The sequence below is a fragment of the Cedecea lapagei genome (genome assembly GCF_900635955.1).
Classification (GTDB): Bacteria; Pseudomonadota; Gammaproteobacteria; order Enterobacterales; family Enterobacteriaceae; genus Cedecea; species Cedecea lapagei.
On the sequence record NZ_LR134201.1, the window covers coordinates 539,250 to 553,321 of the forward strand.

Below are 14,072 nucleotides of genomic sequence, written 5' to 3' on the forward strand. Positions count from 1 at the left end.
TGAAACTTTCACTCTGCATAGAAATGAAATAAATGTTTTATTTAGGGTGTCGTTATTCAGCTGCACGTGAAGGCCGGATTACCCGGCTCATGACCCAACTGCAACACCATTATCGGGAGCCGCCATGTTTAACATTGCCTTACTGGGAGCGGGCCGCATCGGCCAGATCCACGCCGCCAATATTGCCGCCCATCCCCATTCCACCCTCTGGTCCGTCGTTGACCCCAACCCCGAAAACGCCGCGCGCATTGCCGAAAAATACCAGGCGCGCCAGCAGAGCGTTGAGCAGACGATGAGCGACCCGGAGGTCCATGCGGTATTGATTGCTTCGGCGACCGATACCCATGCCGACCTGATTGAGATTGCCGCCAGACACGGCAAAGCTATTTTCTGCGAAAAGCCGGTACACCTGGATCTGGCTCGCGTCCGTGACTGCCTGAAGGTGGTTAAAGAGCACAGCGTCCCGCTGTTCATTGGCTTTAACCGCCGTTTCGATCCGCAGTTCCGTAAAGTAAAAAACGACGTGCTGCAGGGCCGCATCGGTAAGCCTGAATCGCTGGTGATCATCTCTCGCGACCCGTCGCCACCGCCTGCCGAGTATGTTCGGGTCTCCGGCGGTATGTTCCGCGACATGACTATTCATGATTTCGATATGGCTCGCTTCATCATGGGCGAAGAGCCGGTTTCCGTATACGCGCAGGGCAGCAATCTGGTGGATCCGGCGATTGGTGCGGCGGGCGATATCGATACCGCATTTATCGTCCTGAAATACGCTTCCGGGGCGCTGGCCACCATTGTGAACAGCCGCCGTTCCGCCTACGGATACGACCAGCGTCTTGAGCTTCATGGCTCTAAAGGCCTGCTCACCGCCGGCAATATTCTCGAAAATCAGATTCACTTTTTCGGCGAAGGCGGCAGCCTCAGCGCATTGCCGGAACACTTTTTCCTCCAGCGCTACAAAGAGGCCTACGCCGCCGAATGGCAGCACTTTGTTGCCGTCCTGCGCGGTGAGGCCAAACCCGAGTGCAGCGGTGACGACGGTGAACGCGCCCTGTACCTGGCCGACAAGGCGCTGGAATCACTGCGTAGCCAGCGCGAAGTTGATTTGTAACCTCCGAAGACCCTACACATAGAAGAGAGATAACAATGAAAAAACTCATCCTCGCCGCTCTCATCGCCCTCACTACGGCGCCGGCGCTGGCCGAAAACGAACAGATTGTTTTTAGTACCCCAAACCTTGCAATGCCGTTTGAAGTGCATATGCAGCGCACCGCCGTGCAGGCCGCCAAAGAGATGGGCGTCAAGCTGCAGGTGCTCGACAGCCAGGGAAGTTCTCCTAAACAGGTCGCTGACCTCGAAAATGCCATTACCCGCGGCGCTCAGGGCTTTATCGTTTCCCCTAATGACGTTAACGCCGTGTCGAGCGCGGTAGGCGAAATTCAGGACGCCAAGCTGCCGGTGGTGACGCTTGACCGCTCGGTCGCCAGCGACAAACCGGTGCCGCATTTTGGCGCCAACAACTACAAAGGCGGCCTGGCGGTGGCGGACTTTGTGAAAACCAAATTCCCTGACGGCGCGGATATCGTGCTGTTGACCGGTCAGCCGGGGTCATCCTCCAATATCGAACGTACCAAAGGCATTCGCGACGGCCTGAAAGCCGGGGGCGATAAATACAAGATTGTCGCCGATCAGACAGGGAACTGGATGCGTTCTGAAGGTATGCGCATCGTTGAGAGCGTGCTGCCGTCCCTGCCGAAAAAACCTCAGGTGATCCTTTCCGCTAACGACGATATGGCGCTGGGCGCCATTGAAGCGCTGCAGGGGCAGGGCATGAAGCCGGGTGAAGTGCTGGTGACCGGCTTTGATGCGGTGCCGGAAGCGCTGGCCCGCGTGCGCGATGGCTGGTTGGCCGCCACCGCCGATCAGCGCCCTGGCTTTGCGGTAAAAACGGCGATGAGCCAGCTGGTCGCCAATATCCGGGAGAAAAAGGCCATCACCGGAGCGGATTATCCGCCAACGATGATTACCAAAGAAAACCTGGATCAAGCAGAGCGTATCGGCGAAGCCGGCAAATAGATCTGACCGTGCCCGTCCTGCTGTGGGGCGGGCACAAAAGAGGAGCAGTCTGATGTCGCAACCTTTACTGAAAGTGACCGACCTGGCGAAAAGTTTCTCCGGCGTCTGGGCGTTGAGCAGCGTCCAGCTTAGCGTCGAAAAGGGGGAGATTCATGCCCTGTTGGGGGAGAACGGGCGGGAAAATCCACGCTGCTGAAGGCGCTGGCCGGGGCGCAGCCGCAAACCCGCGGCGAAATCTGGTTTAACGGCGAAACGCTGCCTATTGATGACTCGCCGGTGACGCGCCAGAAAAAAGGCATTATTACCATTTATCAAGAATTTAACCTGCTTCCGAATATGACGGTGGCGGAAAACATGTTTCTTGGCCGCGAGCCTCGCCGCCGCAATCTGATCGTCGACAGCAAAGCGGTGAACCAGGAAGCCCAGGTCATTCTGGACTACCTGCAGCTAAACGTAGCGCCGACGACCGCCGTTGCCCGCCTGAGCGTAGCCCAGCAGCAGATGGTGGAAATTGCCAGAGCGCTGACGCTGAACGCCCGATTGATCATCATGGATGAGCCTTCCGCTGCGCTGAGCGACAGCGAAGTAGAAAGTCTGCACCGCGTAGTGCGTGAGCTTAAAGGCCGAGGCGTCAGCATTATTTATGTCACCCACCGCCTGCACGAAGTTTTCCAGCTTTGCGACCGCTTTACCGTGTTCCAGGATGGCCGCTACACCGGCTCCGGTGACGTGGCCGGCACCAACGTCGAGCAGATTATTCGCCTGATGGTCGGGCGTGACGTGGTATTCAACCGTCGCGACGCCAGCCTGACCCACCATGAAGATAAGCCTGTCCGCCTCTCGGTAAAGGGGCTGAGCCGCGAAAAACCGCCGCTCGATCCTCAAGGTATCGCACTGAAAGAGATCAGTTTTCAGGTACACGCCGGGGAAGTCCTTGGCATCGCCGGGCTGGTGGGCGCGGGGCGTACCGAGGTGGCACGCTGCCTGTTTGGCGCGGACAAGTTTACCACCGGCATCTTTGAGTTGGACGGCAAACCCTATCAGCCGCAGACCCCGATGCATGCGCTGGATCAGGGGATTGCGCTGGTGCCGGAGGATCGTAAAAAAGAGGGAGCGGTTCTGGGTCTGTCGATCCGCGACAACCTCTCGCTCTCCAGCCTTTCGTCGCTGCTGACCTGGCGCTACTTCGTTAGTCCGCGCAAAGAGGACGCGCTGATTGAGTCCTACCGGCAGGCATTGCAAATCAAAATGGTTAACGCCGAGCAGGAGGTGCGCAAGCTCTCCGGCGGTAATCAGCAAAAAGTGATCCTGGCGCGCTGTATGGCGCTTAATCCACGAGTGCTGATTGTCGATGAGCCGACGCGCGGCATTGATGTCGGTACCAAATCTGAAGTGCACCAGGTCCTGTTTGAGATGGCTAAACGGGGCGTGGCGGTGATCGTTATCTCTTCCGATCTGCCGGAAATACTTGCGGTGTCTGACCGGATCATCACGCTCAGCGAAGGGCGATTGACCGGTGAACTGCATGGCGATGAAGCCAACGAAGAGCGGCTGATGACCCTGATGGCCATCAACCACAGCGCTTTAAGCGCCGCATAACGGAGGAGACCATGACGCAGATGATTACCAAAACCCAGACGCAGGCAAAAAGCGCTTCGCGCTTCGATCCGATCGCCTTCTTCGAGCGCTTCGGGGTGCTGATCTTTATGTTCCTGCTGCTGATCTTCTTCCAGTCGCAGAACAGCAACTTCCTGTCCGAACGCAATATTTTCAACATCCTGACCGAGGTCTCTATCTACGGGATCATGGCCGTGGGCATGACCTTTGTCATCCTGACCGCGGGGATCGATCTGTCGGTGGGTTCGATCCTTGCCGTCTGCGCCATGACCGCAGCTTATGTGATCAAGGGCGACAACTTTACCACCGTCGATCCCAACGCGTGGGGCGGCTTTAGCTGGCTGCTGGGGCTGGGGATCTGCCTGGCGCTCGGCACGCTGATCGGTTTCCTGCACGGGCTCGGCGTTACTCGCCTGCGTCTGCCGCCGTTCATCGTCACGCTGGGCGGGATGACTATCTGGCGCGGCCTGACGCTGGTGATCAACGACGGTGCGCCGATCGCCGGTTTTGATGCGGGCTATCGCTGGTGGGGGCGCGGTGAACTGCTCGGCATCTCCATTCCTGTCTGGATCTTCGCCATAGTCTCGGTTCTGGGCTATCTGGCGCTGCATAAAACACGCTGGGGTCGCTTCGTTTATGCCATTGGCGGTAACCCGGAAGCGGCTCGCCTTGCCGGAGTCAACGTAAAGCGCGTGCTGGTCAGCGTCTATGTGGTTATCGGCTGCCTTGCCGGGCTGGCGGGTTTTGTGCTCAGCGCCCGCCTCGGCAGCGCCGAAGCCGTCGCGGGGATCTCCTTTGAGCTGCGCGTGATCGCCTCGGTGGTGATCGGCGGAACATCGCTGATGGGCGGCTACGGGCGGATCAGCGGCACGATCATCGGGGCCATCATTATGGGGATCCTGATTAACGGTCTGGTGCTGATGAACGTGTCGGCTTACTACCAGCAGATCATTACCGGGCTGATTATCGTGCTGGCGGTGGCGTTTGATACCTACGCCAAGAGCCGCCGTGGCGCGCTGTAGGGATTACCCCTAACCCTCACCCCAGAGGGGAGAGAGGACATTTTCAGAGCAGCATCTATCTCCCCCTCTCCCTCTCAGGGAGAGGGCCGGGGTGAGGGTAAAAGACTGGTCACGGCTTCAGGAACAACACATGAAAAAGGTCAGAATTGGTTTAATCGGCACCGGCTATATCGGCAAAGCGCACGCCATAGCCTACGCCCAGGCGCCAACGGTCTTCTCTCTGCAGGGCGAACTGGTGCGTGAAATGGTGGCGGAAGTTACGCCTGAGCTGGCGGCAAAACGCGCCGCAGCGTTTGGTTTTCATCGCTCCACCGGCGACTGGCGCGAGCTGGTGGCCGACCCAAACATTGATGTGGTGGATATCTGCTCTCCTAACCATCTGCATAAAGAGATGGCGCTGGAGGCGATTCGCCACGGCAAACACGTTTACTCAGAGAAGCCGCTGGCCCTAAACGCTCGCGATGCAAGGCTGATGGTGGATGCCGCTGACGTAGCGGGAGTGAAAACGTTGGTGGGTTTCAACTACATGAAGAACCCGACCGCGAAGCTGGCGAAGCAGATCATCGAGCGTGGAGAAATCGGCGAGGTGATCCACTTCTACGGCACCCACAACGAAGACTACATGGCCGATCCGCTTTCGCCGATCCACTGGCACTGCTTTAAAGAAACCGCTGGGCTTGGCGCGCTGGGGGATCTGGCTGCGCATATCGTCAATATGGCGCACTACCTGGTGGGGGACATTCGTGAAGTTTGTGGCGATCTGAAAATCGTGGTGCCGCAGCGCCCGGCCTCGGCTGGCAGCAGCGAGACGATCGCCGTGGAGAACGAAGATCAGGCTCACGCGATGGTGCGTTTTGAAGGCGGTGCTCAGGGGCTGATCGAAACTTCCCGCGTCGCCAGCGGCAGAAAGATGGGGCTGACCTGGGTGATTACCGGCACCAAAGGAGCGCTGAGTTTTACTCAGGAGCGTATGGCAGAGCTGAAGCTTTATCTTCACAGCGATCCCGAAGGACGGCAGGGGTTCCGCACGTTGCTGGTTGGCCCAGCTCATCCTGACTATGGCTCTTTCTGCATGGGGGCGGGGCACGGCATTGGCTTTAACGATCAAAAAACGGTGGAGGTGCGCGATCTGATCGACGGCATTGCCGCTGACGCACCGCTGTGGCCCGATTTTGAAGAGGGCTGGAAAGTGTCGCGCATTCTCGATGCTATCGCCCTGTCACACCAGCAGGGGCGCTGGATCAACGTATCTGACATTGTCTGAGGACGAAGCATGAAAGAAAAGCAGTTGGATCTGATTTGCATGGGGCGGGTCGCGGTAGATCTCTACAGTCAGCAGATTGGCGCGAGGCTGGAAGATGCCAGCAGCTTCGCCCGCTATCTTGGCGGCTCGTCCGGCAATGTGGCCTACGGCACCGCACGCCAGGGGCTGAAGTCCTCCATGCTGGCGCGAGTTGGCGATGAGCATATGGGGCGCTTTCTGCGGGAAGAACTGAGCCAGGTTGGCTGTGACACCAGCCATCTTATTACCGACAAAACGAGGCTGACGGCGCTGGTGCTGCTGGGTATCAAAGATCGCGACACTTTTCCGCTGATTTTTTACCGCGACAACTGCGCGGATATGGCTATTACCGCTGACGATTTTAGCGAGGAGTACATCGCCTCTTCCCGCTGCCTGGCGATAACCGGCACGCATCTTTCACATCCCCGTACCCGCGAGGCGGTGCTCACCGCGCTGACCTATGCCCGTCGTAACGGTGTGCGCACCGCGCTGGATATCGATTATCGCCCGGTGCTGTGGGGGCTGACTTCGCTGGGAGACGGCGAGACGCGTTTTGTTGAAGCAGGCCAGGTCACGGAGCAGCTGCAATCCGTCCTCCACCTCTTCGACGTTATCGTTGGCACCGAAGAGGAGTTTCACATCGCGGGAGGGACAACCGACACGCTGGCGGCGTTGAAAAACGTTCGCCAGAGCACGGAGGCGACGCTGGTCTGCAAGCGTGGGGCGCAGGGCTGCTCCGTGTTCCTTGGGGTGATTCCTGACTCGCTGGACGGCGGGATCAACGTCAGCGGCGTACGCGTGGAAGTGCTCAACGTACTGGGCGCGGGAGATGCGTTTATGTCCGGACTGCTGCGTGGCTATCTCAATGACGAAGGCTGGGAGCAGGCCTGCCGCTACGCCAATGCCTGCGGCGCGCTGGTGGTTTCACGCCACGGCTGCGCCCCGGCGATGCCGAGTAAAATTGAGCTTGATGACTACCTTTCGCGCGAACACCAGGTGCTTCGCCCGGATCTTGATGCGCGGCTTAATCACCTCCACCGCGTGACCACGCGCCGCCGCCAGTGGCCGGAACTTTGCGTGATGGCTTTTGACCATCGCAGCCAGTTGGAAGAGATGGCGCTTAAAAGCGGCGCGGATTTGCGGCGTATTCCGGTACTGAAGCAGCTGATTCTGCAGGCCAGCCGTGACGCAGCTCAGCGTGCCGAACTTGAGGGCAAGGCCGGGCTGCTCTGCGACGGGACCTTCGGCCAGGACGCGCTTAACTCGATTACCGGAGAAGGCTGGTGGATTGGCCGTCCGATTGAGCTGCCGGGCTCGCGCCCGCTGGAGATGGAGCACGGCAATATCGGCTCGCAGCTGATTAGCTGGCCGCTGGAGCATATCGTTAAGTGCCTGGTCTTTTTCCACCCGGAAGATGCCCACGCCCTGCGCCTGGAGCAGGAGCAAAAAATTGCGGAAGTCTACCGCGCCTGCTGCCAGTCCGGGCATGAACTGCTGCTGGAGGTCATCCTGCCGGCAAATATGCCGCGCAGCGACGAGCTTTACCTGCGAGCCGTTTCTCGCTTCTACAACCTTGGCATCTACCCGGACTGGTGGAAGCTTCCGCCGCTGAGCAGCTCAGGCTGGGCCGCAATGAGCGAGCTGGTTGAGAAACGCGATCCTCATTGCCGCGGCGTGGTGATCCTGGGGCTTGATGCCCCCGTCGAGGTGCTGCGCGAAGGCTTCAACGCCGCGGCTGATTACCCGATTGTGAAAGGCTTTGCGGTAGGGCGCACGCTGTTTGGGGAAGCCTCGCAGGCCTGGTTAAAACGAGATATCGACGATGCGCAGCTGGTGGAACGCATCCGTGACAACTACCTGCGGCTGATCGCGCTTTGGCGCGAGCGCGGCCTGCATCAAGATTAAGGAGAGTATTATGACCGTACATTTAGGCATTAACCCGCTGACCTGGACCAATGACGATCTGCCTTCTTTGGGGGCCGATACGCCGCTGGAAACCTGCCTGAGCGAGGGCAAAGAGGCCGGGTTTGAAGGTTTCGAGCTGGGGAATAAGTTCCCGCGTGAGGCGGGCGTGCTTGGGCCGATCCTCGATAAGCATGAGCTGAAGCTGGTCTCCGGCTGGTACTCCGGGCGCCTTCTGGAGCGCTCCGTAGAGCAAGAGATTGAAGCCGTGCAGCCACACCTGACGCTGCTGCGTGAGCTGGGCGCGAAGGTGCTGGTATTTGCTGAAGTGACCCACTGCATTCACGGCGAGCAACAGACGCCGGTGCATTTGCGCCCTCGTTTCCCGGACAAACGCTGGAAGGAATATGGCGAAAAACTTACCGCGTTTGCCCGCTACACCCAGCAGCAGGGCGTGCAAATAGCCTATCACCACCATATGGGCACGGTTATCGAGAGTGCAGATGACATCGATAATTTGATGGTTCACACCGGGCCGGAAGTCGGGCTGCTGCTGGATACCGGACACCTGACCTTCGCGGGGGCCGATCCGCTGGCGGTAGCGGAACGCTGGATCTCGCGTATTAACCACGTGCACTGCAAAGACGTGCGTGCCGGCGTGCTGGCGGATGTGAAAAACCGCAAAACCAGCTTCCTGAATGCGGTGCTGAGCGGCGTGTTTACCGTGCCCGGCGACGGCTGCGTGGATTATCCACCCATCATGGCCTTGCTGAAAAAGCAGGGCTACCAGGGATGGCTGGTTGTTGAAGCCGAGCAGGATCCTGCTGTGGCACACCCGATGACTTACGCTCGGCTTGGCTACGCTAACCTGAGCCGCTTTGCTCATGAAGCCGGGCTGATTTAAGGAGGGTAAAATGGCCGAATTACTTTCGCGCTGGCAGCAGCCAGACGCGCAGGGGCAAACGCAGCATGTTACTCCCGAAAACGCGGGCTGGGGCTATGTCGGGTTTGAGGCTTACCAGCTCAAGGCGGGGCAGATTCTGGCGCTTCCGGCCGTCGAGGAGGAGCGCTGTCTGGTGCTGGTGGCAGGACGTGCAACGGTAGATACGCCGTTTATCCACTTCCCTCAGATAGGCGACCGCATGAGCCCCTTCGAGCGTCGTAAACCCTGGGCCGTGTACGTGACATCCGGTGAGCCAGTAAAGATTCACGCGCTTACTGCATTGGAGCTGGCCGTCTGCTCTGCGCCAGGCAAAGGGACTTATGCCACCCGTCTTATCGCCCCGCAGGATATTGACGCCGAAGCCAGAGGCAAAGGTCATAACCAGCGTTATGTCCATAATATTCTGCCTGAGGATAAGCCTGCCGACAGCCTGCTGGTGGTGGAGGTGTATACCAATGAAGGCTGCAGCAGTTCGTACCCAAGCCACAAACACGACGTCGATAATCCCCCTCACGAGAGCTATCTCGAAGAGACCTATTATCACCGACTTAACCCGCCACAGGGCTTTTGCCTGCAGCGGGTTTATACCGACGATCGCTCCCTGGATGAGTGCATGGCGGTGTATGACAAAGACGTGGTGAAGGTGCCGAGAGGCTACCATCCGGTCGCGACGCTTGCCGGGTACGACAGCTACTACCTGAACGTTATGGCCGGGCCGGTGCGTAAGTGGATGTTTACCTGGGAAGACGATCACGCCTGGATCAACGGCAGCGAGTACGGAACTTCACGGAAGTAGCAGGCAAAAGGCTAATCCAGGCTGCCCGACGGGGCGGCCTTTTTCTTTACCCAAACGGCTTAAGATATATAGCTTTTGGCGCTGGCATATAGCGTTACATTATCACCGCTCCCTTGCTGGAATGTTATTTTAGCTGCACCTCGCGCTGAGGAAGTGACAGCCAGTGGCGTCACTCGCCGCGAATTTTCTCCCTGCACGATGTTCCGGAGTCAAGGTTATGAGCGACAGCTTTCGTCAGCTAACCGCAGAAGATACTGCGGTCTATTACCCGCTAGTGCATGCCGCATACGCCTCTGCGCGTGAGCTGGGCATTAAGTTTGATGCCGCCAGTGCGGATGCGGAAAAAATGCAGGCTCATATCAATAGCCATGCCGTGTACGGCATGTTTCGCGACGGCGAACTCATCGCTTCGGTGACGCTCCGTTTTCCCTGGGGGCCGCTGCCGGGGCCGTTTGGGCTGCCGCACATCGGCTGGTTTGCTACCGCACCACGCCTCCGCGGCCAGCGCCTTGGCGCCCGGCTACTCGACTGGCTTGAACAGTCAGTCCTGCACCGGGAGCTGCGCGCGCCTGCTTATTCACTGGGTACCGCCGAGAGCCATCCGTGGTTGATACAGCTCTATCAGTCGCTGGGGTTTGAAAAGGTCAGCACGAAAGATCTCGGTAAAGGCCACATCACCGTTTATATGAAGAAAACCATTAACCCGAAACCGCCTGTTTTCGAGTGTTGTTCCAGGAGGACATAAAATGAAAGAGCTTCTCGCCGAACACCGGCCATTGGCCGACCAGATCCAGGCTTTTCGCCACGATATGCACCGCTTCCCCGAGCTATCCAATCAGGAGTTCGAAACCACTTCAAAAATCCACGCGGCCCTGACCGAAGCCGGGATTCGCGTGCTCGACCTGCCGCTAAAAACCGGACTGGTGGCGGAGGTTGGAGGGCATCTGCCGGGGCCGCTGGTGGTTCTGCGTTCGGATATCGACGCCCTGCCGATTGAAGAGGAGTCCGGCGTTGAATTCAGCTCCCGGCGCAAAGGGGTGATGCACGCCTGCGGCCATGACTTTCATACTTCAGCTGCTTTAGGCGCGGCAATTCTGCTTCGCCAGCAGGAAGAGACTCTGCGAGGACGTGTTCGGATCCTTTTCCAGGCGGCTGAGGAAACGGGCCTGGGCGCGCCAGATCTGATCGCCACCGGCGCTCTGGAGGGTGCAGCGGTTATTTTTGGTATTCACAACGATCCCACTCTGCCGGTTGGCGTGCTGGGCGGTAAAGATGGCGCGTTAACGGCGGGCGTCGATCGCTTTGAAATTAAGATCGCCGCCAAAGGCGCCCACGCCGCCAAACCTCACGAAGGTAACGATCCGATCGTGATCGTCAGCCAGATCGTGACCGCGGCGCAGACGCTGATCAGCCGGAATCTGCCGTCTGAGCAGAATGCGGTGGTTTCCATTACGCAGATCCACAGCGGCAGCACATGGAACGTTATTCCCGATACGGCATATATGGAAGGGACGGTAAGAACCTTCAACGCGCAGGCGCGCGAGCTGATAGAAAAGCGTTTCCGCGCTTTGCTTGAGGGGCTGGCCGTGGCGTTCGACGCGCAAATTGAGTTCCTGTGGCACGCTGGGCCGCCTTCGGTGGTCAACACGCCTGAATGGGTGGCCTTTGCGCTGGAGCAGGCAAGCGAAGTGGGATTTGAAGCCCGTCGGGTAGAAGCGAGCCCCATCGGTGAAGACTTCTCGTTTTACCAGCAGAAGATACCCGGCACCTTCATGATGGTCGGTTCCGGTGGTCCGTGGGCGCTGCACCACCCTAAATTCAGGGTGGATGATAAAGCGCTGTTCCCGACAGCGCAGTATCTGGCGCAGCTGGCGGTTAAAGCGCTGGAAAAACTGTCTTAACTTTTTGCGCCTGGGCTACCTGAGCGTGGCGCAGGCGCGAGCAATTCGCCTTCCGGCTTCCACCACCGTGTCGAAGTCGGTGGCGATGGAAAGTCGGAAATAGGGGGAAAGCCCGTAGGCGCTGCCCGCAACGCCCGAAATGCCGTTTTCCAGCAGAAAGTGCATCACCTCCTCTTCGTTTTCAAGGCGCTTACCGTTCTCTTTTTCCCTGCCCAGCAAACCGGCTACGCGAATAAAAACAAAGAAGGCTCCCTGAGGCTGTAAAAGTTCCAGTCCCTCAACCGGACGCAATATGTCGACCAGGGCATCTCGCCGGGCCTGATAAGCCGCAACCTGCTGCGGCAGAAAATCCAGTCCACCGTTGAACGCCGCTACCGCCGCAGCCTGGCTGATTGCGCTGGCACCGGAGCTGATTTGCGACTGCACGACCGCAAGCTGCTGCGCCAGCGGTGCAGGGGCAGCGCCATAGCCGATACGCCAGCCCGTCATGGCATAGGTTTTGGAGACGCCGCCCACCAGCAGGGAACGCTGCCGAAGGTCAGGCGCGACGTTAAGCAGACTTACGTGCTGGCGATCGTCAAACAGGATGTGTTCATACAGCTCGTCCAGCAGCAGCCAGACCTGCGGGTGCTGGCGCAGGACTTCTGCCAGCGCCTGGAGTTCAGCCTGGCTGTAAACCATACCGGAAGGATTGCCGGGATTATTCAGCACCAGCCAGCGAGTTCGTGGCGTTATCGCTGCGGCCAGCTGGGCGGGGAGGAGCTTATAGCTTTGCTCAAGCGGGCATTCAAGAATAACGGCTTCTCCGCCGTTGAAGCGCACGCTATCCGGGAACGTAGGCCAATAGGGCGTCGGTACAATGACTTCATCACCTTCGTCCAGGGTGGCGGCGAAGGCGTTAAAGATTATCTGTTTGGCCCCGTTGGCGACAACGATTTCATCGCTGGCGTAGTCGAGTTGGTTCTCGCGCAGAAGTTTGGCCTGTATCGCCTTACGCAGCGGCAGAGTGCCCTGCGTTAGCGTATAGCGGGTTTGTCCCTCTTCCATTGCCTGCCAGGCTGCCTCCCGGATGTGGAGAGGCGTGTCAAAATCTGGCTCGCCGGTGGTCAGGTCCAGAATGTCCACGCCATCCGCTTTTAGCCGACGGGTTAAATCCCTTGCCGCCGCGTTTGCCGACAGCGTAACCCGCTGCACTCTTCGTGAAAATTTCACCATTTTTATACTACCGGCAGGCCAAGGTTTTCACGCAGGGTTGCATGTTCATACGCTTCCGGGAATAGCCCCCGACGCTGCAACTCTGGAACCACCAGCTCGATAAACAGATCCAGCTGTTCCGGCATGATGGCAGGCATAATATTGAAACCGTCTGCGCCGCCCTGCTCAAGCCACAGCTGGAAGTCGTCGGCGATATCTTCGGCGGTGCCTACTATCACGCGATGGCCGCGTGAACCGGCCGCAACGGCCGCCAGCTCGCGCAGCGTCAGATTCTCGCGCTTTGCCAGGTCGGTCATCAGCTTCACCCGGCTTTGGTTACCTTCACCCAGCGGGACTTCAGGCACGGGGCCATCCAGCGGGAAGGCTGACATATCCATACCAAAACGCAGCGACAGCTGCTTCAGACCATTATCGATATCAACCAGCGCATTGAGCTCTTTCCACAGCGCTTTAGCCTGCTCACGCGTGCGGCCGATAATCGGCATCACGCCCGGCATGATCACCACGTGGTCGGGATTACGACCGGCGGCTTCAACCTGTGATTTTTGCGACTGATAAAAAGCCTGCGCTTCTTCCAGGCTTGCTGCGGCGGTGAAGACAACCTCTGCGGTTTCTGCGGCCAGTTTTTGCCCGTCAGAGGATGAACCGGCTTCGATGATCACCGGACGCCCCTGCGGAGAACGGGTGATATTGAGCGGCCCCTGCACCTGGAAATGTTCGCCAACGTGGTTAACAGGCTGGATTTTCTCGTCAACAAAGTACTGCCCGCTGCGTTTGTCCGGCTGAACTGCGCCCTCCTGCCAGCCTTCCCATAGCTTAAAGGCGACCTCCAGGAACTCGCGGGCCCGGGCGTAGCGTTGCGCATGGTTTGGCATGTCATCGCGGCTGAAGTTTTTGGCCACATCCGCTGAGAATGAGGTCACCACGTTCCAGGCAGCACGACCCCGGCTGATATGGTCGAGCGAAGAGAAGCTGCGCGCCATGGTAAAGGGATCGCTAAACGTTGTGGAGGCGGTTGCCGCAAGGCCGATGCGCCGGGTGTGGACCGCCAGCGCGGACAGCATTGTCAACGGCTCAAGGCGTGCCATGGTTGAAGGCAGGCGATACATGCTGGTGGCCAGCGCATCACCGACGAAGAACAGGTCGAAGCGGCCAGCTTCGGCTTTTTTGGCCAGCGTAATCAACCAGTCAATGTCCGTAGGCGAGCCGAGCTGCTCCGTCAGTCTCCAGCCGCTAACGTGCTGGCCGACGGGTTGAACGAACAGGCCAAGACGCAGGCCTTTTCTTGCGGTAAGGAGGCTGATGTTAGTCATAATTA

The 14,072-nt window shown here is 58.7% G+C and carries 11 protein-coding genes and 1 pseudogene; 10 read left to right on the forward strand and 2 right to left on the reverse strand.

The features are described 5' to 3' along the window. Window positions 1-124: 124 nt before the first annotated feature. From iolG to EL098_RS02800, 10 genes and pseudogenes are all read left to right on the forward strand, one after another. Window positions 125-1,111 carry an inositol 2-dehydrogenase gene (gene iolG, locus EL098_RS02755; RefSeq protein ID WP_126354560.1) on the forward strand — a complete coding sequence of 329 codons (987 nt, stop codon included), beginning with the start codon at window positions 125-127 and terminating at the stop codon, window positions 1,109-1,111. Between the two features lie 35 nt (window positions 1,112-1,146). Continuing rightward, entirely contained in the window at window positions 1,147-2,076 is a 930-nt protein-coding gene (locus EL098_RS02760; protein WP_126354562.1) for a sugar ABC transporter substrate-binding protein, read from the forward strand. A 52-nt stretch (window positions 2,077-2,128) separates the two neighbouring features. Beyond that, window positions 2,129-3,675 (forward strand): annotated as a pseudogene (locus tag EL098_RS02765) (sugar ABC transporter ATP-binding protein). Window positions 3,676-3,686: 11 nt separating this feature from the next. Beyond that, the gene (locus tag EL098_RS02770) at window positions 3,687-4,715 is read left to right on the forward strand and encodes an ABC transporter permease (RefSeq protein WP_126354564.1); all 1,029 of its coding nucleotides are present in this window, start codon (window positions 3,687-3,689) and stop codon (window positions 4,713-4,715) included. 130 nt (window positions 4,716-4,845) lie between these two features. After that, the gene (locus tag EL098_RS02775) at window positions 4,846-5,979 is read left to right on the forward strand and encodes a Gfo/Idh/MocA family protein (protein WP_126354566.1); all 1,134 of its coding nucleotides are present in this window, start codon (window positions 4,846-4,848) and stop codon (window positions 5,977-5,979) included. A gap of 9 nt (window positions 5,980-5,988) precedes the next feature. After that, window positions 5,989-7,902: a bifunctional 5-dehydro-2-deoxygluconokinase/5-dehydro-2-deoxyphosphogluconate aldolase gene (locus EL098_RS02780; protein WP_126354568.1), complete on the forward strand. Its 1,914-nt coding sequence runs from the start codon at window positions 5,989-5,991 to the stop codon at window positions 7,900-7,902. Between the two features lie 10 nt (window positions 7,903-7,912). After that, on the forward strand, window positions 7,913-8,803 hold the full coding sequence (gene iolE / locus EL098_RS02785; RefSeq protein WP_126354570.1) for a myo-inosose-2 dehydratase: 891 nt from the start codon (window positions 7,913-7,915) through the stop codon (window positions 8,801-8,803). A 10-nt stretch (window positions 8,804-8,813) separates the two neighbouring features. Continuing rightward, window positions 8,814-9,638: a 5-deoxy-glucuronate isomerase gene (gene iolB / locus EL098_RS02790; protein ID WP_126354572.1), complete on the forward strand. Its 825-nt coding sequence runs from the start codon at window positions 8,814-8,816 to the stop codon at window positions 9,636-9,638. A gap of 217 nt (window positions 9,639-9,855) precedes the next feature. Then, entirely contained in the window at window positions 9,856-10,383 is a 528-nt protein-coding gene (locus EL098_RS02795; RefSeq protein ID WP_126354574.1) for a GNAT family N-acetyltransferase, read from the forward strand. Between the two features lies 1 nt (window position 10,384). After that, the gene (locus tag EL098_RS02800; protein WP_126354576.1) at window positions 10,385-11,539 is read left to right on the forward strand and encodes an amidohydrolase; all 1,155 of its coding nucleotides are present in this window, start codon (window positions 10,385-10,387) and stop codon (window positions 11,537-11,539) included. Window positions 11,540-11,554: 15 nt separating this feature from the next. Here the strand turns inward: EL098_RS02800 and EL098_RS02805 are convergent, their stop codons facing one another. Both EL098_RS02805 and EL098_RS02810 read right to left on the reverse strand, forming a co-directional pair. Beyond that, a complete protein-coding gene (locus EL098_RS02805; RefSeq protein ID WP_126354578.1) occupies window positions 11,555-12,754 on the reverse strand; it encodes an aminotransferase class I/II-fold pyridoxal phosphate-dependent enzyme in 1,200 nt (399 codons plus the stop codon). A gap of 2 nt (window positions 12,755-12,756) precedes the next feature. After that, entirely contained in the window at window positions 12,757-14,067 is a 1,311-nt protein-coding gene (locus EL098_RS02810) for an LLM class flavin-dependent oxidoreductase (protein ID WP_126354580.1), read from the reverse strand. Window positions 14,068-14,072 lie beyond the last annotated feature (5 nt).

Bases quoted from the DNA above. Each gene is read 5' to 3' on its own strand.
- iolE (WP_126354570.1), top strand. From the start codon at position 7,913: ATGACCGTACATTTAGGCATTAACCCGCTGACCTGGACCAATGACGAT.
- iolG (WP_126354560.1), top strand. From the start codon at position 125: ATGTTTAACATTGCCTTACTGGGAGCGGGCCGCATCGGCCAGATCCAC.
- EL098_RS02760 (WP_126354562.1), top strand. From the start codon at position 1,147: ATGAAAAAACTCATCCTCGCCGCTCTCATCGCCCTCACTACGGCGCCG.
- EL098_RS02770 (WP_126354564.1), top strand. From the start codon at position 3,687: ATGACGCAGATGATTACCAAAACCCAGACGCAGGCAAAAAGCGCTTCG.
- EL098_RS02805 (WP_126354578.1), bottom strand. From the start codon at position 12,754: ATGGTGAAATTTTCACGAAGAGTGCAGCGGGTTACGCTGTCGGCAAAC.
- EL098_RS02800 (WP_126354576.1), top strand. From the start codon at position 10,385: ATGAAAGAGCTTCTCGCCGAACACCGGCCATTGGCCGACCAGATCCAG.
- EL098_RS02810 (WP_126354580.1), bottom strand. From the start codon at position 14,067: ATGACTAACATCAGCCTCCTTACCGCAAGAAAAGGCCTGCGTCTTGGC.
- EL098_RS02795 (WP_126354574.1), top strand. From the start codon at position 9,856: ATGAGCGACAGCTTTCGTCAGCTAACCGCAGAAGATACTGCGGTCTAT.
- iolB (WP_126354572.1), top strand. From the start codon at position 8,814: ATGGCCGAATTACTTTCGCGCTGGCAGCAGCCAGACGCGCAGGGGCAA.
- EL098_RS02780 (WP_126354568.1), top strand. From the start codon at position 5,989: ATGAAAGAAAAGCAGTTGGATCTGATTTGCATGGGGCGGGTCGCGGTA.
- EL098_RS02775 (WP_126354566.1), top strand. From the start codon at position 4,846: ATGAAAAAGGTCAGAATTGGTTTAATCGGCACCGGCTATATCGGCAAA.